Genomic DNA, 21,328 nt, shown 5'->3' with positions numbered 1-21,328 from the left:
AGGGTATGGAAGAATGAATGAGGCGAGACGGATTATCTTAATTACTGATGGTGATGATTACGCACGAAAAGCATTAGAAATCACAGCAAAACAAATTGGCGGAACATGTCTTTCCCTTTCGCATGGAAATCCAACAAACTTAACTGGTCCTCAACTGGTGAAACTGATTAAGAAAGCAGAAAAAGATCCCGTCTTCGTGATGTTTGATGACAGCGGTATCATTGGGGAAGGTCCGGGGGAAAAGGCAATGTTATATGTAGCGAATCATCCGGAAATCGAGGTACTTGGCGTGATCGCTGTGGCCTCCAGAACAAGGAAGGAAGAGTGGACGAGAGTGGATGTATCCATTGATCGGGATGGGGTGTTGACTGCCAATGGGGTGGATAAATATGGGATCCAGGAATTGGAACCCGGCAGATTGTATGGCGATACGGTGTACAGTCTCGATCAGTTGAAAGTACCGCTGATCGTCGGAATCGGTGATATTGGGAAAATGGCTGGAAAGGACCATTTTGAGAAAGGCTCCCCGATAACGAAACAGGCAGTTGAACTTATTTTAGAAAGGAGCGGATATTATGACAACAAGTAAGAAAGAAAAAGAAAAAATCCCGTTGCCGAAATCAGTTCATGAAATTGAAGAATTGATGAAAAAAAGGGTTGGTCTTGGTGTAAGTTTTGATTTAGGCGTTAGAAAATTAACCATTCTTCGTAAAGATGTTCACATTTATTATGTCAATGGTTTATGCGACTCCAGCTACATTATTGAACTGCTTGAAGAATTGGTCCGGATTAATGACCATGAAAAAATCTCGGCCAATTTGCACAGCATCATTGAGAACCGGCTCGTTAATCAATCAGTAAACCCTTTAAAGACGCTGGATGAATTAGTGGATCAAGTCCTTTCCGGTCTGATTGCCATTGTGATCGATGGCTGTGAAACAGGCTTTCTTGTTGATGTGCGCGGCTATCCTGGTCGTTCTCCAGAGGAACCGGATACAGAAAAAGTAGTGCGGGGTTCAAGGGATGGATTTGTGGAAAATATTATCCTGAATACAGCCTTGACAAGACGCAGAATCCGCGATGAGCGGCTTCGCTTTGAAATGATGCGTGTCGGTGAGAGGGGGAAAACTGATATTTCCATCGCTTATATCGAAGGATTAGCAAATCCGGATTTGATTGATGTCGTTCGCAAAGAATTGGAAGGCATAAAAATTGACGGGTTAACAATGGCAGATAAGACGGTGGAAGAATTTTTGCTGAAGCAAGGTTATAATCCATACCCGCTGGTCCGCTATACGGAACGGGCGGATGTCGCGGCGACCCATTTGCTTGAAGGTCATGTTTTGATTTATGTAGACACATCGCCAAGTGTCATTATTACCCCGGCAACGTTGTTTCACCATATGCAGCATGTGGAAGAGTTCCGTCAGTCTCCTGCGGTTGGTACTTTTATCCGCTGGGTCCGTTTTATCGGGATTATCTCTTCACTGTTCCTGCTGCCTTTATGGTTTTTATTTATTCAGGAACCGGATCTGCTGCCGAAAAAATTGGAATTTATCGGTCCGAATGATAGAACCAATATCCCGATCGTAGTGCAGATATTCCTTGCTGATATTGGAATTGAGTTTCTTCGCTTGGCCGCCATTCATACGCCGACGGCACTCTCAAATGCTATGGGTCTAGTTGCAGCCGTTTTAATTGGCCAGATTGCTATCGATGTCGGCTTGTTTGTCCCTGAAGTCATTTTGTACACGGCTGTAGTCGCAATTGGAAATTTTGCGACACCAAGCTATGAACTGGGGATTGCCAATAAAATTGCCCGACTCGTTCTTCTTGTTTTGGTCGCTGCTTTCCATGTACCTGGATTAGTAATCGGAATAACCGCATACATTATTTTTCTGGCCAGTATTCATTCCTTAAATACTCCTTATTTATGGCCGTTTATACCGTTTGCCCCAAAAGCATTTATGCAAATTCTAGTTAGGAGAGCGATTCCAGGATCACAGTTAAGACCGCAGATTATGAATACGAAAAATAGAGTGAGACAGCCTCAGCAATAAACAGAAGCAGCCTGCTTCTGTTTTTTCTATAATATATAGTAGAACGGAAAAATGTTGGAACGAGATTCGTTAATGTATGATTGGACATTGCGCAATAAATAAGGTTATGATAAAGTATTTCTACATTAGTCAAAATTGTTAACGAAATACTATTCTTGATTTAAATAGAGGAACGAGGGAAACAAATGTATTATTATGGAACGACCGCGGTAAATGATAAAGGTCATTTGGAAATCGGCGGTGTGGACACAGTTGAATTAGTTCGTGAATATGGTACACCGCTCTATGTATATGATGTAGCGCTGATCAGACAACGGGCCAGAAGTTTTAAAGCAACATTTGAAAAATATGGAGTGAAAGCACAAGTATCTTTTGCCAGCAAAGCCTTCTCTTCTGTAGCAATGGTGCAGCTGGCAGATGAAGAAGGTTTATCTCTTGATGTAGTGTCTGGCGGAGAGCTGTATACAGCGATTGCCGCAGGTTTTCCGATGGAACGCGTTCATTTCCATGGAAACAATAAAAGCAGAGAAGAACTCAACATGGCTTTAGATCATAAAATTGGCTATATCGTTGTAGATAATTTCTATGAATTGGAGCTTTTAGAGGCTTTATGTGCCCAAAGAGAGCAGCAGATAGATGTCGTATTGCGAATTACTCCGGGTATTGAGGCTCATACTCATGATTATATCATGACTGGGCAAGCAGATTCTAAGTTTGGCTTTGATTTGCAAAATGGACAGGCGGAAAAGGCATTGCAGCAAGCGATGCAATCATCTTGGCTTTCCATGAGCGGGATTCATTGTCATATTGGATCACAAATTTTTGAAACGACAGGTTTTACGATTGCCGTGCAAAAAATATTTGAAAAGCTTTATCAATGGAAAGAAAGCTTTTCTTTTAAAGCATCTGTGTTAAATCTTGGCGGTGGCTTCGGGATTCGTTATACGAGTGAAGATGATCCAAAGCCTGCTTCTGAGTATGTGGCTGAAATTATTGCTGAAGTGAAAAAACAGGCCGCACATTATGATTTGAGTATTCCGGAAATTGGCATTGAACCGGGTCGCTCATTAGTCGGTGATGCGGGAATTACTCTATACAAAATTGGATCGAGCAAAGAAGTACCGGAAGTACGCAAATATCTTGCTATCGATGGCGGTATGACGGACAATATCAGACCGGCACTGTACCAGGCGAAATATGAGGCTGTATTAGCCAATAAGCCGCTGGAACAAACAACAGAGGTTGTATCCATTGCAGGAAAATGCTGTGAATCAGGAGATATGCTGATTTGGGATCTACCGCTGCCAGAGGCCGGGGATCAGGATATACTGGCCGTCTTCTGCACGGGAGCATATGGTTATTCCATGGCAAATAATTATAACAGGATTCCTCGCCCGCCAGTTGTCTTTGTTGAAAATGGAGAAACGAGACTCGTGATCAAACGCGAAACATATGAAGACCTTGTTCGTTTGGATTTTCCCTTAAGAGAAACAGCAGAAGCTAAGCATCAATAATCGATGCTTAGCTTTTTTTTTGTCCAGCTCCAGCGCCTAGCGACTAGTGTACTTCACTCTTCCTCCCTACGATAAGTCAACATCGAATCGCACTACGTGCTCTTCGTGTTTCCTTTATCTCAGTCCGGAGTGCTCCAGTCCATACGTCGCTGACCAAGGCGCTTCCGCTTTTCTTATTATTTTGCAAACAGTCCCTTAATCCAATCAAACAAGCTGATAAAGAGTTGTTTGATCGATTCAAGAAATCCCTGGCCTTCTTCGCTGCCAAGGTAATCGGCAATCTTATCCTTTGCCGCCTGGAGTTGACCGTTGACCTGATTCCAGTCGATATTTAAATCCTTCAGTTTGTTAAAGAGATCGATTAAGCCTTGAATTTGTTCCTCTGTCAGCGTTAGACCTAAGTCTTTTGCGGCATTTTCCACTATTATGCGTATTTCTTCGATCGTTTGCGGCGGATTTTTTGCCATTTCTTCTTTTATTTTTGTCATTAAAGCTGAGGCATTTTCCGTTCCAATTGCATCTCCGAGCTGCGCGGATTTGACCATTTCCTCATTTGCCGCCTGTTTTACATCCTCCGGTATCACTTCATCAGTCGAAACTTCATATGCTTTAATGAGACCGGTTAATGCGGCCGTACCTGACACCTCGAAAGGAGCGGTAATGTATATTTTTGCATCTTTCACACCTGCTGTGCTCAGCGCATTAATATACATTTCATCGGTTACCCAATTGATATTTTTCGATTCAACCTCTAAACCTGAGTTTTTTTCCGCAATGGTTATTGCTGAAGAAGAGATCGCCTTTGTGCCGATTAGTGATTTGGCCACATACTTGCCGAGATATTGATGCTCCTCGGCGTTTGAGACCGTAATAATTTGGGCATCTTCAGGCGCGTTCATTTCGGATAATAGGGCATTCTTTTGTTCTTCCGATAAATTTTCGCCAAGGGTGATAATCATATCCCCTGCTGCAGCATCTGCTAGAGCTGCCAATGGCAGAATGAAGAGCGACGATAATAATAGAATAATAATTTTTACATTCTTCATGTTGTATCCTCCTTCTGTTTATCAAATAACTAAGCTTAAAGTGGAAAAGTTTCTCTCTATATCTTCTTTTTTTCCTGAGTTACAATATATATGATAACCAGCGAAAAGGAAAGTCACACGATTTTGTGAAAGTTTGGGGAAATGTCGTAATAAAAATAAGTTTAATGGAATAATTTTGCATATTCGTGTAAAATAATGTCGTAGAATGAATATGAAACTAGTTTTTAAGCGGCGGGAGGAGAATGAAGGAAAATAATGAAGTGCTGTTCGTGCTAATGTTGCACCTGTCATCTGGCAGGAAAGCATTTTATGGCACATTCATGCATAATATTCAAGATTGAAAGATAATGATAGATTATGTATGATGATGATAATGTGTTAGTAACGAAATGATATGAGCAGATCATCGAATACTTCAGTTTAAAATTCTTTTGAAACGTTAAAACTAGATTTAATGTTTTACTAATGAGGGATTAATCATGCTAATACGGTACAAAAAAACTTTTGAAAAAATTGCCATGGGTTTATTGTCTTTTATGCCTAGTGAAAAGGATTTAAAAAGATTACTGCAGACCATCAAGCAATATGAAACAGAAGAGAAGTGGCAATTATTCTTATGGAAAGTGGATGAGGATATTATCGGGCTGCTCGGCGGTGTCTGGGTCGATAATCAAACCTTTCAAATTCAGCATATATCGGTAAATCCATCACATCGTCAGCTGGGTGTTGGGAAAAATATGGTAAAGGCTTGTAAGGAGCTGTTTCCTGAAAATGAAGTGACGGCGAATGACACGATAAAAGCATTTTTAAATAAATGTGACAGGGAAGAGGCTGACTCATAAGGTGTCCGACTCCCAACGAATGTTTGTATCTAGATGGAAGTTTAGATAGATTTTGTTGGGGCTTACTCCTTTTTTTCCGAGTTAGTCTCTTTTATTTGTCTTTTCTTGATTGCCAGGTTTCTCTCTTCTATCACCTGTGTCCGGTCTCTTTCCTTGTGGCGGTGAACCAGAGCGGAATCTGATACATCACTGCGGCTGCCCCATACCATGTTTAATTCCCGGCTGCGCTGCATGCACTTTTTTCTTAAATCATATGATAGGATAGGAAGGCAGATGCTCTCATAGCTTTGGTGCTGTTCTATTTTCTGCAGCAGTTCTTTGAGCTGTTGTGTAAGAGCGGCATGATCGATTCCCAGCCGCGATACAGCTGCTTGATCTAATAAGAAAATTTGCAGTGATTTCTGCAGTGTTTTAAAAGCCCCTTTTAGATTGCCTCTGCGATAATGGTATTGGGCGACTGCCAGCTGGATAAAACCAACCCAGATCGACTGTTTATGATCAAGGTCTGTCCGCTTCCAATATTCTTCTAATATTTCATGGCATTCAAAATAATCCCGGTTCCCATGAAAATGAACCAAAAACTCAATATATTCCTGGGGATATGTCATTAGAAAGGTCTCCTTTCTTTATTAACACGATTGTTTTTTAGCAGTTAACCTATTGTAACAAAAATATTAAAAGTTTTGGTGGAATGTATGCAATATAATGTAAAGATTGATGCCTTTGAAGGACCGCTCGATTTGCTCCTTCATTTAATTAATCATCTTGAAATAGATATTTATGATATACCGATGGCGGAAATTACGGAACAATATGTAAGCTTTATCCATACAATGAAAGAACTTCAGCTAGATGTAGCCAGTGAGTTTTTGGTCATGGCAGCAACACTGTTAGCGATCAAAAGCAAAATGCTCCTGCCCGTTCATGATGCAGAGTCACTGGAAGAGGATATTTCCCTGGAAACGGACGAGGATCCGCGCGAGGAGCTTGTGGAACGGCTGATTGAATACCGGAAATACAAAGAGGTAGCACATGATTTAAAATCTTTGGAGCAGGAACGGGGATTAATGTTCACAAAGCCGCCAAGCGACCTCGCGGAATATGCAAAAGAAGCTGATGTTGAAAAAACAAGAGCTTCGGATGTTTCACTTTATGATATGCTGGGAGCCTTGCAAAAGCTTTTACGCAGGAAAAAATTACAAAAGCCGATGTTAACGAAAATTGCGCGGCAGGAAATTCCGATTGAACAAAGAATGACTGAAATTATGGTTAATTTGAAAAAAACAACACGCCGGGTGCGCTTTGAGGATCTTTTTCCTATTCCCAATAAAGAGTATATTGTTGTCACTTTTCTGGCTGTGCTGGAACTCATGAAGCGTCGGGAGATTACCGTCATACAAGAAGGCAATTTCGCTGATATTTTTGTATCAGCAATGGGAGGTGCAGACAACAGTGGGAATCGTTAATTGGAAAGGAATCGTGGAGAGTCTTTTATTTGCTGCAGGTGATGAAGGTTTGTCTCTAAAGCAGATAGCGGAAGTGTTGGAAATCGATTCTATTATCGCCGAGAGCGTATTAAAGGATTTACTTGCGGAATATAATGAGAATGAAGAGAGGGGGATTACGATTGTTGCATTGGCAGGGACTTATCAGCTGGCAACGAAAAAGGAATTCTCCCCTTATTTAAAAAAATTAGTCGAATCACCACATACTTCAGCACTTTCACAGGCTGCTTTAGAAACATTAGCGATCATTGCCTATAAACAACCGATTACAAGGGCGGAAATAGAGGAAATCCGCGGCGTGAAAACTGAAGGACCGCTTCATACATTAATGGCCAAGGCGCTGATTAAAGAGGCCGGTCGTGCCGAAGGAGCCGGACGAGCTAAATTTTACGGCACAACAAAGGAATTCCTCGATTATTTTGGTTTAAAGAGCATTGAAGAACTTCCGGAACTTCCGGAAAAAGTCGATGATGAATACGTGCAGGAAGAAGCGGATTTATTTTTTGACCGTTTTTAATTTCTATTTCTGACAAGTGGCGGGGATCTATGGTAAAATAGAGAGAATTTCACACTGCCTTTTTTTGATACATAAATTTCCCGTCGCTCATTATTGAGCCCGCAGAGGATTTACACGAAACTGACTAATTTATGGGGTGAATTTATATGGGGAACACACTTGTTCATACGCAAATGGAGGATGTAAAGTCGTTTCTAGAAAAATCAGTCACTGAATTTGAAACTTTTCTCAATCAGACAACCTTAAGCAGCCTCGTTCAGGAAAAAACAAGCGGCTCTGATTACTATAAAATATTGTTATCTTCCCTAAGAAAACTTTTGGTTTATTGTGAAGAAGGGCTGGATTCCTGCCAAGTCATTTTGAAGAATGATCCATTTGTGAAAGGGGCAGCAGAAAAAATTCTCTATCGCATTTACCATCAATGTATTGAAGAATTCTTTTCACCAAGCAGTGATGTTTGGTACGAAGACAGCCGATCGGCATATACAGGAAGAAATTCAATTAAATTCCGCCAGGACGTTCCTGACAGTGTGAAGGCAGTATTCAAAAACCTCGAAAGTTCGTTTCAACAGATCCGTGAAGAACTGGAATATTATGAAACCGATTATCGGACGAAAATGATTCAATCGAAATAATGATTATTTAGGGTCTGATTCTAGATGACAAATCCGCTATGCTTCAGCTTGAGGCAGCTCGGCGTTGTACTTCTGAATCAGACCCTTTTTGCTTTTTTCGCCCGGATTAATGCTCGCTTTTCAGGCAAGATTCCTATTTCGCTCTCATAAGATAGTGACGAAATGGAAATGAGCAAGAGTCCGGGAGGAGATGTGCGTGAACAAGTTCTATGACTATGTAAAAGACGTGTCAAAATGGAATGATGACTTGAAACATTTTCTTGAATCCGAGAATGTAGACGAAAATGACGAGCTTTGGTCCCGATTAAATCAGTTGACGAATATTATGGACGGAATTCAAAGAAAAAACCTGAACGAGGAAGATATTCAGCAAATTCAATTCGAGGTTGAGGAGCTTCATGACAATATGGAGCAATATTTCTCCCGGCGGCAGCAGGTGGGAATGGTGTTTCAACAGGCCCCGTTTGTCCCGATTGGAGGTCATCAACTGCCACAGCTGCCCTATGCGTACGATGCCCTTGAGCCGTATATATCAGAGGAAATCATGAGGCTGCATCATACAAAACATCACCAATCCTATGTCGATGGGCTTAATAAAGCAGAAAAGGAGCTTGAAAAGGCAAGAGATAAAGGTGATTTTTCCCTTGTGAAGCATTGGTCGCGGGAATTAGCTTTTCACGGGTCCGGTCATTATCTGCATACGATTTTTTGGAATAATATGGTCCCAAAAGGCGGCGGCAGCCCAAAGGGTGCATTGTTAAGGGAAATGGAAAAATATTTTGGCAGCTTTGCTTCTTTCAAAAAACATTTTACAGAAGCAGCAAAAGCGGTGGAAGGTGTTGGCTGGACCGTTCTTGTCTGGTCACCGAGATCGCATCATCTTGAAATTCTTCAGTCTGAGCGGCATATGCTCCTGACCCAATGGGATACTATCCCGCTCCTTGTGCTGGATGTTTGGGAGCATGCCTACTATCTGCAATACAAAAACAATCGCGCTGACTATATTAACAATTGGTGGAATGTAGTGAACTGGAACAATGCCGCGGATCGCTTCAATCAGGCTGTTCACTTAAAATGGAAAATGGAATAGTGAAATAGAAAGGCTGTTTCAATTTTGAAGCAGTCTTTTTGTCATAACGGGTTTTCCTTCGCATAGACTTGTACAAACCCATTATTGAGAAGAGGGATTTCTCCATGAATGTAATAAGGCTTTTGATTATTTTTATCCTCATCATTTCATCCATTGTCCTGTATCTTCCCCTGAAAACGGAGGCAGGCGTCAATGTAAGTGCCGGCAGTGCCATATTAATGGAGCAGCAGTCAGGCAGAGTCCTGTATGAAAAAGAGGCCTACAAAAAGCGAAGAATTGCCAGTATTACAAAAATCATGACCGCTATTTTGGCGATAGAATCAGGGAAATTAGATAAAACGGTGACAGTCAGTGCCAATGCCGTAAGAGCTGAAGGGTCTTCTATCTATTTAAAACCTGGGGAAAAAATAAAATTGGAGGATTTGGTCTATGGCTTAATGCTTCGTTCCGGAAATGACGCAGCCGTAGCCATAGCTGAATATGTAGGAGGCAGTCTGGATGGCTTTGTTTATTTAATGAACCAAAAGGCAGAGGAAATCGGCATGAAACATACAAACTTCGCCAATCCGCATGGACTGGACGACCATGAAAACCATTATTCAACCGCTTACGATATGGCGCTCTTAACGAGATATGCGATGACAGATGATACATACAGGAAGATTGCCTCTACAAAAGTTCATCGTGCGCCAAACCCAACGGAAAAGTGGGACAGGGTTTGGAAAAACAAAAACCGCCTTCTGACAGAGTTATATGACAATACAACAGGGGGGAAAACGGGATATACCAAGCGCGCTAAGAGGACGTTAGTAACCACTGCATCGAAGGATGGTCTTGATTTAATTGCGGTGACCTTAAACGGACCGGATGACTGGAACGACCATATTAATATGTATGAGGAGGGTTTTAAGCACTATCAACTCGTAAAGGTGTTAAAGAAAGGAATCATGAAGGATTTAGAAGCTGACGAGTTTTACAAGAAAAAGGTTTATATAGAGCAGGACTTTTATTACCCCGCAGCCAGCAATGAACGGGATGAATTTAAGGTTGAAATAAAACTTCAAGAACCGAAAAATGAATGGCGAAACGATGAGGCTGTTCCGAATCACATCGGCAAGGCCATCGTTTATTTTGAGCATCAGCCGGTCAAAGAGATACCGCTTATATATAAGCATCCACAAAACAAAAAAGATCGCTCTTTCCTTGAGCTGCTCCGTGATCTCTTTTTCATCCAAATTGGTGTGAAAAGCGATGGTTAATATTATTTGGGTCTGTTTGGCAGTCATAGGCATCATTTTTGCGATGTTTAACGGCACAATGGAGGAAGTGAATGAAGCGGTATTTAACGGGGCAAAAGAAGCTGTTACTTTATGTTTTGGCTTAATCAGTGTGCTGGTCTTCTGGCTGGGAATGATGAAAATTGCGGAAGATGCAGGCCTTTTGCAAAGACTCGCACTGCTGTTTCGTCCGCTTGTCAAAAAAATCTTTCCAGAGGTACCGGGTGATCATCCTGCTATGGGTTATATTCTCTCCAATATGATGGCCAATCTCTTTGGTCTTGGTAATGCCGCTACACCGCTCGGGATCAAGGCAATGGAACAGCTAAAAGAACTGAATGGCGGCAAAATAGAAGCGAGCCGCTCCATGATCACTTTTTTGGCGGTCAACACTTCGAGCATCACGTTAATCCCAACCACGGTCATTGCCATTCGCATGAATTATCATGCCGCTTCTCCGACCGATATTGTCGGACCGACGCTCTTGGCCACCTGTATTTCCGCGGTTGGGGGTATTTTAATTGACCGCTGGTTTTATTACCGCCGAACACGGAAAGGAAAAGGATGATGTGTAATGGAAATCGTATCAATTATTTCCTTATGGTTTATTCCTGTCCTAATTGCCTTCATTTTACTTTACGGTACATATAAAAAAGTACCAACTTATGAACGCTTTGTTGAAGGAGGAAAAGAAGGCATTAAAATTGCCTTTGATATTATTCCTTTTCTTGTCGGGATGCTAGTAGCGATTACCGTCTTCCGAGCTTCCGGTGCATTGGAATTTGTTATGAGTCTCATCAGACCGTGGCTCGAGGCAATCGGAGTGCCTGCCGAGATCGCTCCGCTGGCCATTATCCGTCCTATTTCCGGAACAGCTGCACTTGGTATGACGAGTGATTTAATTGCTTCACACGGACCTGATTCTTATATCGGCCGGCTGGCATCTGTTCTCCAAGGGAGTACAGATACCACTCTTTATGTTCTGACCGTCTATTTTGGAGCCGTTGGAATTCGCAAAATGGGTGATGCCTTAAAGGTCGGTTTACTGGCCGATGTTGTGGGAATTATTGCAGCCATTGTTGTCGTTTTGCTTATATGGTAAATGAAAGAGTCCGTTTTTAGCGGACTCTTTTTTGTATCTAAAAAGACATTTTGCATATGACTCCTTAAGAGCAACTTTTATTTTGAAAACGGCGTAACTTGTGTCATAATTCAAGAGGAGTAATTTGTGAAAAACGGGAAAGGATTCATTGAGGTGATAGATATGGAAAGATTGCAAAAAGTGATTGCTCATGCCGGCATCGCGTCGCGAAGAAAGGCAGAGGAATTAATTCTTGCCGGGAAAGTAATGGTTAACGGAAAAGTTGTAAAAGAATTGGGAGTGAAGGTGTCCTCCTCCGATAGGGTGGAAGTAGAAGGAATTCCTGTAGAAAGCGAGGTTCCGGTCTATTTTCTTTTTTATAAGCCGCGCGGCGTAATCTCGAGTGTAAAGGATGAAAAAGGGAGAAAAGCCGTAACGGATTACTTCCCGGAAATCGAACAGCGGATTTATCCGGTTGGACGCCTCGATTATGATACATCAGGGCTATTGCTGCTCACAAATGACGGCGAATTTGCCAACCTGTTAATGCATCCTTCAAGTGAGATTGAAAAGGTGTATATCGCCAAAATAAAAGGAATTCCAACACGGGAACAACTGCGCAGTCTGGAAAAGGGAATACAGCTGGAGGATGGAAAAACAGCGCCGGCCCGGGCCAAAATGCTTTCCCTTGATAAAAGGAAAGGATCGGCCATTATCGAATTGACCATTCATGAAGGGCGAAACAGGCAGGTAAGGAGAATGTTTGAAGCGATCGGGTATCCTGTCATGAAACTGCGCAGGGAGCAATATGCCTTCCTTACGCTGCATGGTTTAAAGTCTGGAGATGCTAGAGAGCTAACCACACATGAGGTAAAGCAATTAAGAGCACTTGCTCTTACAAAAAAGTCATAGAAGATTCACAATTCCTGTGCGATATTAAACAATACGAAAATATTGCTAATGATATAATAAGGGCAAAAAGGGTCTGGCAGGAAAATAATCAGGATAGAAAAATTGTCATGACTCCAAGAAAAGATGTTTTGTTTGATATCACAACGTAGTTTCATGCAATACACAGCTAGGGGGAGTATATGGTGAAAAAAAGGCGTTTGCTTATCCGTACGGTTATTTTAGTCATTTTGCTTGCCGCTGTCGGCTATACGCTCTATGCAAATTTTACAAAAGATGAGGGGCAAAAGGTGGCCATTGGTGAAAAGGCCCCTGATTTTGAACTAGTCGATCTAAATGGTGAAACGCACCGTCTTTCCGATTATGAAGGTCAAGGTGTGTTCTTGAATTTCTGGGGAACGTACTGTAAACCATGTGAAAAAGAAATGCCTTATATGGAAGAGCAATATCAGCAATTTAAGGATAAAGGAGTTCAGGTCCTGGCAGTCAATGTCGGCGAGTCTGAGTTTGCCGTCAAAAAATTTGCCGAAAGACATCAATTAACTTTTCCAATCGTCATCGATTCAGAAAATGATGTTCAATCAGCTTATGGAATTAATCCATTGCCCATTACGTTTCTGATCGATAAGGATGGAACGGTTATTAAGTCCTTCACAGGTTCATTAACAAGTGAGAAAGTAGAGCAGTTTATGAAGGAAATACAACCTTGAGAAAACGGGGAGAAGATAAATGGAAGCGGTAAAATGTGAATGTGGACATGTGAACCCGCATGGAACGGTACTATGTGAATCCTGCGGCAAGGTTCTGGAGGAATCAGAGGATAATGCTCTTTTAGTGGATATGAGATATGAAGGCAGTGCACGCCGGTCGCAAACCTATAATAAAACAATTATCGATAAAATATGGAATTTTTTCTCATCGGTAAAAGTTGGAGTAGCACTCATTGTCATTACACTGATTGCTTCGGCGCTTGGAACGGTTTTTCCGCAGGAGATGTATATCCCGTCCAATGTCCTGCCGGTTGAATTTTACGAGGATCAGTATGGTTTTCTGGGCAAACTTTATTATGAACTCGGCTTTCATAACTTATACGGCTCATGGTGGTATTTATTATTAATTGCTTCCATTGGGATATCCCTTGTGATCTGCAGTCTTGACCGCGTCGTGCCGCTCTATCGGGCACTGAGGAATCAACAAGTAACGCGGCATGAAGGATTTTTAAAGCGTCAAAGATTATTTGGCGCGACAGCTGTAAACGAGTTCGATGGCGATTTCCAGAAGGTCAAGGAAAAACTAAAGGCAAAGCACTACCGCATCAGGGTAGAAGACGGGAATATCCTCGCTGAAAAGGGACGTTTTTCCCGCTGGGGTCCTTATGTCAATCATATCGGTCTGATTATCTTTTTAATTGGCGGGATGCTCCGTTTCGTTCCCGGTATGTATGTCGATAAATTGCTTTGGATTCGGGAAGGTGAAACAAAGGTTGTTCCGGAAACTAACGGGGAATATTACTTGACCAATAATGAATTTATTTTAGATATCTATAATAAAGATAAGGATAATCCTGCTTTCGGAATGGCGATTGAAAAGGCGGGGGGAATGGTTCCGAAAAACTACCAATCTAACGTTACTCTTTCGAAAAAGGTCAGCGATACCGTTGCCGGTCAAGAGAGGAAATTGGAAAAGGTCGAGGATTATGGCATTAAAGTCAATCATCCGCTAAAATTTGAAAATTTTGCTGTCTATCAATCGCAGTACAAACTGAATGAATTAAGTAAAATGACATTTGCTTTGACCAATAAGGCAACACAAGAGACCTATGGCGAAATGACCATCGATTTAAATAATCCTCAATCAACATATGAAATAGCGCAGGGTTATTCGGTTGAACTCATTAGTTATTATCCTGATGTGAAATTTAATGACAACGGAGAACCGACGACGATTTCCAAGGTTCCAAACAACCCGGCCTTTATTTTTAAAATGCGGACACCGGATAAACCTGATGGAGAAGTCAGTTTTACCGCTATCCGGCAAACGCTTGAGCCATACGGGGACAATATTTATAAAATGCAGTTTAAGAATGTCGAAACAAGACATGTCTCGGGTCTGACCATCAGAAAGGATTTAACGATTGGTGTGCTGATCTTTGGCGGAATCATTTTTATGATCGGGGTCGCTCAGGGGGCCTATTGGAACCATCGGCGTATCTGGCTTCGCAAGGTTAATGGAGAAATCTGGGTTGCGGGTCATACGAATAAAAACTGGTATGGATTAAAACGCGAAATCTCCGGTATTTTAGAAGGAACCGGCATTAATGAACCATATGATCAATTAGATGGAGAGAAGAATGGATAAGGGGGATTTTGGTTGGTTAGCTTAAGCAGTAATTTATTATATACAGCCTTTATTCTTTATTTAGTTGCCGTGCTTGTGTTCGGAGGCGCCATTAGGCAAAAGAAAGGGATAGAGTATAACAAATCCGGATTAAATGCGTGGTCGAAGGTGGGAATCGCGATCACGATCATTGGATTTATAAGCCAGCTGGGCTATTTTATCACTCGCTGGATTGCATCGGGACATGCTCCTGTCAGCAACTTGTTTGAGTTTACGACATTCTTTGGCATGGCACTCGTTGGAGCATTTATCGTGATCTTCTTTATTTACAAAACACCGGTTTTAGGATTATTTACCCTGCCGGTTGCGCTCTTAGTCATCGCCTATGCCAGTATGTTTTCGCGTGATATTTCGCCGCTCATTCCTTCATTACAAAGTGACTGGCTTCATATCCACGTAACCACAGCGGCACTTGGACAAGCGATACTTGCCATCAGTTTCGCTGCTGCGTTAATCTATCTCGTTAAAGCTATTGATCAACAGCAGAGAAGTAATAAAACAACCTGGCTTGAAGTGATTATGTATGCCCTTATCAGTACACTAGGATTTATCCTTGTTACCAGTACGTTTTCTTTTATGGATTACAAGGCTGATTTTAACTGGGTAGATAAGAACGATAATCCGGCACAGATTCAGTACGTGATGCCGGCATTAATCGGTCCGAACGAAGGAGAACTGCTGACTGAGGGGAAATTTGAACCACTCATGGAAGTGCCTGGAATCATCAATGCGAAAAAGCTGAATACGGTTGTTTGGTCCGTTAGTACGGGGCTCGTTTTATACATCCTTATGAGGCTTATTTTTAGAAAACGTATTGGAGCATTGCTAAAACCGCTCACGAAAAATATTAATTTGGATTTAGTCGACGAAATCAGCTATCGTTCTGTCTTAATCGGATTTCCGGTTTTTACGTTAGGTGCATTAATATTTGCCATGATCTGGGCGCAGATTGCTTGGACCCGTTTTTGGGGCTGGGATCCAAAGGAAGTATGGGCATTGATTACTTGGCTGTTTTATGCGGCATTTTTACACCTGCGCCTGGCAAAAGGCTGGCATGGTGAGAAATCAGCCTGGCTTGCGGTCATCGGCTTTGCCATTATGATGTTTAATTTAATATTCGTTAATTTAGTCATTGCCGGTTTGCACTCATATGCCGGCTGATCATTCTTTTTTACGTCGGTCTTATGAACGGGGGCTGCTCGAAAATGAATCAATACTGTCACTTTTCGGAATGCATCCCTGCTTAAGACCGGCGTCCTGCATTTTATGCATCCGTTTTACTAGGAAAGTACTTGTAAACAGGAGCTGGAAGGAAACCTCTAGTAAAATGGTATAGTATTTTGTTAAAATATCTACTAGGAGGGAAGATTATGGACAACGATGTAAAAGTATTAGTAGTGGATGATGAAGAAAGAATCAGACGTTTATTAAAAATGTACTTAGAGAGGGAAGGATACATAATTGAAGAAGCGGAAGACGGCAATGAAGCATTAGCTAAAGCGCTTGCAAACGATTATGATGTGATTCTGCTTGACTTAATGATGCCTGGCAAGGACGGGATTGAGGTTTGTCGTGAATTGCGTGAGAAAAAGGCTACTCCTGTCGTCATGCTGACAGCAAAAGGCGAGGAAGTAAACAGAGTTCAAGGATTTGAAGTAGGTACTGATGACTATATTGTGAAGCCGTTCAGTCCGCGTGAAGTTGTATTGCGTGTAAAAGCTTTGCTGCGCCGTTCTTCAAAAACAAGCTTTTTACAAACGGAAACAACAACGAAAGATGTGATTGTCTTCCCGCATTTAACCATTGATAATGATGCCCACCGTGTTTTGGCCGATGGAAAAGAAGTAAGTTTAACTCCGAAGGAATATGAATTGTTATTCTTCCTTGCAAAATCCCCGGATAAAGTATTTGACCGCGAACAGCTGCTGAAGGAAGTATGGCATTATGAGTTTTTTGGAGACCTGCGTACGGTCGATACCCATGTAAAAAGGCTGCGGGAAAAATTAAATAAAGTTTCTGAATCTGCTGCTAAAATGATTATCACCGTTTGGGGTGTCGGCTATAAATTTGAGGTAATCAATGAATGATGTTCTGGCGAAGTGTAGTTGTTAAGCTTTGGTTTACCATTCTGCTGCTTGTTTCGTTTATCCTTTTTATCGTTTCCATCACCATCCTGGAATTTTTGCAAAATAATTCACAGGAAAAAAACGAAGCGGTTTTACAGGGCACTGCTGAAAAGATCGCTGCTATTGTAGAACAGCATGAACTCGATACGGCATTGGAAATATCATGGGAATTAATCAATGATGTATCCAGTGTATCGATTATGTTAAGCCCGTCGGAGTACTATTCTTCCCCGGATAAGAAAAATATGAAGGAGCTGCCAATTTCTTATTTTATGAAGGACAGGGAGCTCTCAAAAGTTTATACAGAAGGGGTAACGAAGAAGGTAGTTGATACGTTTACAAAGGATGGACAGAATGAAGATCCGCAACTGCTGATTATTGGAGTTCCGATCGAAAATGTAAATGGTAAAACCGGAGCGGTATATATATATCAGTCATTAAGTGCAGGCGAAGAAACGACGAAGGAAACAACGAAATTTATTCTTCTTGCAGCCGGTGTCGCAATTATTTTAACAACCTTTTTTGCCTTCTTTTTGTCGACAAGAATTAATGCCCCATTAAGGAAAATGAAGGAAGCCGCTTTTGAAGTGGCAAGGGGAAAATTTGATACAAAAGTTCCCATTCTGACGAAGGATGAAATTGGGGAATTGGCAACAGCTTTTAACCAGATGGGAAGGCAGTTGAAATTCAACCTAAATGCTTTAAATCAGGAAAAAGAACTGCTTTCAAGTATCTTAAGCGGGATGGCGGATGGTGTCATCACCTTTAACCAGGATGGAATTATCCTTATTACGAATCCGCCTGCAGAAATCTTCCTGCAGAACTGGTATTTTGAGACAAAGGATCAGGATAAAAATGTGGAGGCTATTCCATCGAAAGTAATGGAATTGTTTGAACAGGCAGTCAGCACGGAAAAAGAACAAATCGGGGAAATTTCCCTCCAGGGTCATCATTGGGTGATGATTGTCAGCCCATTGTACTCCCAGCAAACGATTCGCGGAGCAGTCGCTGTTGTCCGTGATATGACAGAGGAACGAAAGCTTGATAAGATGAGAAGTGATTTTATTGCCAATGTTTCTCACGAGCTGCGAACTCCGATTGCTATGCTTCAGGGCTACAGCGAGGCGATTGTCGATGACATTGCCCAAACAGATGAAGAGAAGAAGGAAATGGCTTCGGTTATCTATGATGAATCGCTCAGAATGGGGCGGCTTGTCAATGAACTGCTTGACTTGGCAAGAATGGAATCAGGCTATTTTAATCTATCCATTCATGAAGTAGAATTGCCGCCTTTCCTGCAGAAAATAACGCGGAAATTCCAGGTCCTTTCAAAAGAAAAGGATGTGGTTGTTTCTTGTGAAAGCGACATGGCAGAAGACTTCTTTACTTTTGATGCCGACCGGATTGAGCAGGTTTTAACCAATCTGATCGATAACGCGATCCGTCATACCGCTGCAGGTGGTTCTGTGGCGCTGAAGGTTGATAGTGTACCAGAAAAGGGACTTTATTTTTCAGTAACCGACACAGGTTCAGGGATTCCGGAGGAGGATTTGCCGTTTGTATTTGAACGGTTTTACAAGGCCGATAAGGCAAGAACACGCGGCCGCTCCGGAACCGGTCTCGGATTGGCCATTGCCAAAAATATCGTCGAAGCACACAAAGGAACCCTTCATGTTCAAAGTAAGCTAGGCGAGGGAACAACCTTTGCCTTTTTCCTGCCGCGAAATGTGGTCAACAGTCTGATTGAATAGCATGCAAAGAAGGGTCTGGTTCCTAAACAACTTTTGTTGTACAAGGAGCACAGGCCCTTTTTCTCATCCAGCTGCAGTGCCTTTTTCTGATTCTAACGGTATAAAACAAGTGAATTTGATCCATTCTAGTAAATGTGTTTTTTGTACTGTCCGAATGCATCTAAAGTGGAGCTGATGGTCACTCTTGTCTAGCATGGAAACAGTTCTATTTAGAAATGGACATTCATAGTGTGAAAAGAGGTACAAGAACAAGGAGGAAAAAAATGCAGGATTATTTACGCCGCTTTTTAATTGCCGGTATTATGGCTGTTTGTGTCGGTTTATTATTTTTAGGGGTCAAGAATGTTCAAGCAGAAAGCCCCCCTATTCATGAACTGACATCAGAATGGATGTGGCCTTCCGAAGGAGTCTTAACAGATTCCTTTGGAACCAGAAATGGTGATCATAAAGGAATTGATATTGCTGCACCTATTGGTTCCCCTGTGTATGCAGTTGACGAGGGAATCGTCACAAAATCCTATTATTCTGATACATACGGCAATGTTGTGTTTGTGAAACATGATTATGGGATGGAGACCGTATATGCTCACTTGCAGGAAAGAATCGTTCAGGAAGGAGTAAAAGTAGCTCAAGGAGATATCATCGGCAAAATGGGAAATACCGGAGACTCATCAGGGGTTCATTTGCATTTTGAAGTACATACGAAGGAATGGACTTTTGACAAAAAAAACGCTGTTAACCCTATGACCGCCTTGGGTTATGTTGAAGTTGGACAGGCAATAGCCGCTGCTTCGCACAAGCAGCAAAAGGCAATAGAAACATCAGCTCGGCCTCATTTCGCGGAAGTAAAGACCTATATCGTGCAGCAGGGGGAGACATTATTCTCGATTGCTAGAGAAAATGGGATGAGTGTCACTGAATTAACAGAGCTTAACAACCTAAATGACAGCCTGATAAAACCGGGGCAAAAATTGCTGTTAAAGAAATAAATGAATTAGGATAAAAAACGGGACAAAAATACTGCAAATAGGGAAATTTGTAGTGTTTTTCACGAAAAACTGTTCACAGCAAATTACGCTTTATGTATAATAGGGTTATAACAAAATATGGTCTATCTTCGGGGCGGGGTGAAATTCCCCACCGGCGGTGATGAGAAACAAAATCTATTTGTTCTCTCTCAGCCCGCGAGCCTGATTTACAGGCAGGATTTGGTGCGATTCCAAAGCCGACAGTATAGTCTGGATGGGAGAAGATGGAGGTTTGGCACGTTCTTTGGCGACATGGAACGTTTATTAAGCAATCCTTCGAATAATACTCCCTCAAGTATGAAGCTTGAGGTTTTTTTAATGGAATTCTTTGAGGGATTTAAAGGCTGAACTTCCCTTCTTAGGTGAGATGGATCCTAGAAAGGGAGAGAATAGGATGAAGAAAAGTAAAGTAAAAGTTTTAGTAACCATTGCCATGCTGAGCAGTATTTCCTACATTTTAATGTTATTGAATTTCCCAATTCCGCCGTTTCCGTCCTTTTTAATGATTGATTTTAGTGATTTACCTGCATTAATCGGAGCTTTAATCTTTGGACCGGCGGCTGGTATTTTAGTAGAATTATTTAAAAATGCTTTAGATTATTTAATAACTGGCAGTGACACGGGGATTCCAATCGGTCATATGGCTAATTTTGTCGCAGGTATTGTCTTTATTCTGCCGGCATATTATATCTACAGTAAATTAAAAACGAAAAAAGGAATGACATTTGCCTTAGTTGCCGGTTCTGTCATAATGGCAGTCATTATGAGTATTCTCAACTATTTCGTCCTGATCCCGGCCTATTCCTTTTTCTTAAATTGGCCGGCAATGAGCGGTGCTGAAATGCGTCAATATATTGTTACAGGAATTCTTCCGTTTAATATTATTAAAGGTTTAATCATGTCGATTGTCTTTCTGCTTTTATTTACAAAATTACGTCCTTGGTTAAACAAAAAAGCAGCGCTGCAAATGAAAGAATCGGGTTATACCACTCTTTCTAAATAAAAATGAAAAGCACCCCTTTGGGGGTGCTTTTCATTTTGACAGCTGCCGGCAAAAATAAAAAGAGGCTAACCATTAGGTTTAGCCTCTTTTTATTCAAATGTGGATTATTCAAATTTATTTGGATTGCCATCGAAAGCTTCGTCAGCTACTTTAATGGAATCAGTTGGACAACCGTCAAATGCATCCATCATATCATCGATTAAAACTTCAGGAATTTCAGCAACTCCTTGGTTTTCATCGATTGTTACGAATGCTAGTCCTTCATCATCATAATCATAGATGTCTGGTGCTGCAGCTCCGCAAGCACCACATGCGATGCAAGTTTCTTTGTCTACGATAGTATATTTTGCCATGTAAAAAAACCTCCCGAAATAAGTCAGCAATTTATTTTATCGTCTTAACGAATTTAAGCGATAAACGTTTCCACAATTCCTATTGTAATAGTGTCTGGTTAACTTTTCAATAGAAAATATTCATGAGAATGTTTATCAGTGTAATGAGGTATCAATAAACATGGAAATTTTTGAAATATAAATCCATATTCCAT

Annotated in this window: 22 protein-coding genes and 1 riboswitch; of the genes, 19 read left to right on the top strand and 3 right to left on the bottom strand. The window is 41.5% G+C overall.

The features are described 5' to 3' along the window. Positions 1 to 13: 13 nt before the first annotated feature. From spoVAEA to lysA, 3 genes are all read left to right on the top strand, one after another. Positions 14 to 589 (top strand): stage V sporulation protein SpoVABEA, encoded by a 576-nt coding sequence (spoVAEA, locus tag HNR53_RS06670; protein ID WP_184524126.1) that lies wholly within the window; start codon positions 14 to 16, stop codon positions 587 to 589. Next, positions 576 to 2,060, top strand: coding sequence for a spore germination protein (locus tag HNR53_RS06665; protein WP_184524124.1), 1,485 nt, complete (start codon positions 576 to 578; stop codon positions 2,058 to 2,060). Before spoVAEA ends, HNR53_RS06665 begins: the two co-directional genes overlap by 14 nt. Before the next feature lie 185 nt (positions 2,061 to 2,245). Beyond that, positions 2,246 to 3,574: a diaminopimelate decarboxylase gene (gene lysA / locus HNR53_RS06660; protein ID WP_184524122.1), complete on the top strand. Its 1,329-nt coding sequence runs from the start codon at positions 2,246 to 2,248 to the stop codon at positions 3,572 to 3,574. A 176-nt stretch (positions 3,575 to 3,750) separates the two neighbouring features. Here lysA and HNR53_RS06655 read toward each other — a convergent pair whose 3' ends face one another. Then, positions 3,751 to 4,620 carry a DUF1002 domain-containing protein gene (locus HNR53_RS06655; protein ID WP_184524120.1) on the bottom strand — a complete coding sequence of 290 codons (870 nt, stop codon included), beginning with the start codon at positions 4,618 to 4,620 and terminating at the stop codon, positions 3,751 to 3,753. Between the two features lie 479 nt (positions 4,621 to 5,099). On the opposite strand from HNR53_RS06655, the gene HNR53_RS06650 reads away from it, so the two are divergent. Beyond that, positions 5,100 to 5,462: a GNAT family N-acetyltransferase gene (locus HNR53_RS06650; protein WP_184524118.1), complete on the top strand. Its 363-nt coding sequence runs from the start codon at positions 5,100 to 5,102 to the stop codon at positions 5,460 to 5,462. A 62-nt stretch (positions 5,463 to 5,524) separates the two neighbouring features. Here the strand turns inward: HNR53_RS06650 and HNR53_RS06645 are convergent, their stop codons facing one another. Beyond that, entirely contained in the window at positions 5,525 to 6,070 is a 546-nt protein-coding gene (locus tag HNR53_RS06645) for a DUF309 domain-containing protein (protein WP_184524116.1), read from the bottom strand. Between the two features lie 87 nt (positions 6,071 to 6,157). Here HNR53_RS06645 and HNR53_RS06640 point away from each other — a divergent pair, with 87 nt between their 5' ends. From HNR53_RS06640 to HNR53_RS06570, 15 genes are all read left to right on the top strand, one after another. Next, on the top strand, positions 6,158 to 6,928 hold the full coding sequence (locus HNR53_RS06640) for a segregation/condensation protein A (RefSeq protein WP_184524114.1): 771 nt from the start codon (positions 6,158 to 6,160) through the stop codon (positions 6,926 to 6,928). Beyond that, a complete protein-coding gene (gene scpB, locus HNR53_RS06635) occupies positions 6,915 to 7,484 on the top strand; it encodes an SMC-Scp complex subunit ScpB (RefSeq protein ID WP_184524112.1) in 570 nt (189 codons plus the stop codon). Before HNR53_RS06640 ends, scpB begins: the two co-directional genes overlap by 14 nt. Before the next feature lie 146 nt (positions 7,485 to 7,630). Continuing rightward, on the top strand, positions 7,631 to 8,119 hold the full coding sequence (locus HNR53_RS06630) for a YpuI family protein (protein ID WP_184524110.1): 489 nt from the start codon (positions 7,631 to 7,633) through the stop codon (positions 8,117 to 8,119). A 196-nt stretch (positions 8,120 to 8,315) separates the two neighbouring features. After that, complete coding sequence (locus HNR53_RS06625) at positions 8,316 to 9,209, top strand: Fe-Mn family superoxide dismutase (RefSeq protein ID WP_184524108.1); 894 nt, start codon at positions 8,316 to 8,318, stop codon at positions 9,207 to 9,209. A 104-nt stretch (positions 9,210 to 9,313) separates the two neighbouring features. Beyond that, the gene (locus tag HNR53_RS06620) at positions 9,314 to 10,468 is read left to right on the top strand and encodes a D-alanyl-D-alanine carboxypeptidase family protein (RefSeq protein ID WP_184524105.1); all 1,155 of its coding nucleotides are present in this window, start codon (positions 9,314 to 9,316) and stop codon (positions 10,466 to 10,468) included. Further along, a complete protein-coding gene (locus HNR53_RS06615) occupies positions 10,461 to 11,054 on the top strand; it encodes a nucleoside recognition domain-containing protein (protein WP_184524103.1) in 594 nt (197 codons plus the stop codon). The genes HNR53_RS06620 and HNR53_RS06615 overlap by 8 nt, the downstream gene beginning before the upstream one ends. Positions 11,055 to 11,060: 6 nt before the next feature. Then, complete coding sequence (locus tag HNR53_RS06610; RefSeq protein ID WP_184524101.1) at positions 11,061 to 11,588, top strand: spore maturation protein; 528 nt, start codon at positions 11,061 to 11,063, stop codon at positions 11,586 to 11,588. A gap of 162 nt (positions 11,589 to 11,750) precedes the next feature. Beyond that, the gene (gene rluB, locus HNR53_RS06605) at positions 11,751 to 12,479 is read left to right on the top strand and encodes a 23S rRNA pseudouridine(2605) synthase RluB (RefSeq protein WP_184524453.1); all 729 of its coding nucleotides are present in this window, start codon (positions 11,751 to 11,753) and stop codon (positions 12,477 to 12,479) included. 182 nt (positions 12,480 to 12,661) lie between these two features. Continuing rightward, positions 12,662 to 13,186, top strand: a complete 525-nt coding sequence (gene resA / locus HNR53_RS06600; protein WP_343065294.1) for a thiol-disulfide oxidoreductase ResA — start codon at positions 12,662 to 12,664, stop codon at positions 13,184 to 13,186. A 19-nt stretch (positions 13,187 to 13,205) separates the two neighbouring features. Then, a complete protein-coding gene (gene resB / locus HNR53_RS06595; RefSeq protein ID WP_184524097.1) occupies positions 13,206 to 14,834 on the top strand; it encodes a cytochrome c biogenesis protein ResB in 1,629 nt (542 codons plus the stop codon). A gap of 12 nt (positions 14,835 to 14,846) precedes the next feature. Next, a complete protein-coding gene (gene ccsB, locus HNR53_RS06590; RefSeq protein ID WP_184524095.1) occupies positions 14,847 to 16,034 on the top strand; it encodes a c-type cytochrome biogenesis protein CcsB in 1,188 nt (395 codons plus the stop codon). Positions 16,035 to 16,243: 209 nt separating this feature from the next. Beyond that, positions 16,244 to 16,960: a response regulator transcription factor gene (locus HNR53_RS06585; protein WP_184524093.1), complete on the top strand. Its 717-nt coding sequence runs from the start codon at positions 16,244 to 16,246 to the stop codon at positions 16,958 to 16,960. Next, on the top strand, positions 16,957 to 18,750 hold the full coding sequence (locus HNR53_RS06580) for an ATP-binding protein (RefSeq protein WP_184524091.1): 1,794 nt from the start codon (positions 16,957 to 16,959) through the stop codon (positions 18,748 to 18,750). Before HNR53_RS06585 ends, HNR53_RS06580 begins: the two co-directional genes overlap by 4 nt. A gap of 263 nt (positions 18,751 to 19,013) precedes the next feature. Beyond that, positions 19,014 to 19,739, top strand: coding sequence for a peptidoglycan DD-metalloendopeptidase family protein (locus HNR53_RS06575; protein ID WP_184524089.1), 726 nt, complete (start codon positions 19,014 to 19,016; stop codon positions 19,737 to 19,739). Between the two features lie 120 nt (positions 19,740 to 19,859). Then, positions 19,860 to 20,008: riboswitch (FMN riboswitch) on the top strand. Positions 20,009 to 20,172: 164 nt separating this feature from the next. Beyond that, positions 20,173 to 20,781 carry an ECF transporter S component gene (locus HNR53_RS06570; protein WP_184524087.1) on the top strand — a complete coding sequence of 203 codons (609 nt, stop codon included), beginning with the start codon at positions 20,173 to 20,175 and terminating at the stop codon, positions 20,779 to 20,781. 104 nt (positions 20,782 to 20,885) lie between these two features. Here HNR53_RS06570 and HNR53_RS06565 read toward each other — a convergent pair whose 3' ends face one another. Continuing rightward, positions 20,886 to 21,134 (bottom strand): ferredoxin, encoded by a 249-nt coding sequence (locus tag HNR53_RS06565; protein ID WP_184524085.1) that lies wholly within the window; start codon positions 21,132 to 21,134, stop codon positions 20,886 to 20,888. Positions 21,135 to 21,328: the final 194 nt, after the last annotated feature.

The organism is Bacillus benzoevorans (assembly GCF_014207535.1).
GTDB classification, from domain to species: domain Bacteria; phylum Bacillota; class Bacilli; order Bacillales; family Cytobacillaceae; genus Bacillus_BD; species Bacillus_BD benzoevorans.
This window is presented reverse-complemented; position numbering and strand designations above follow the sequence as displayed.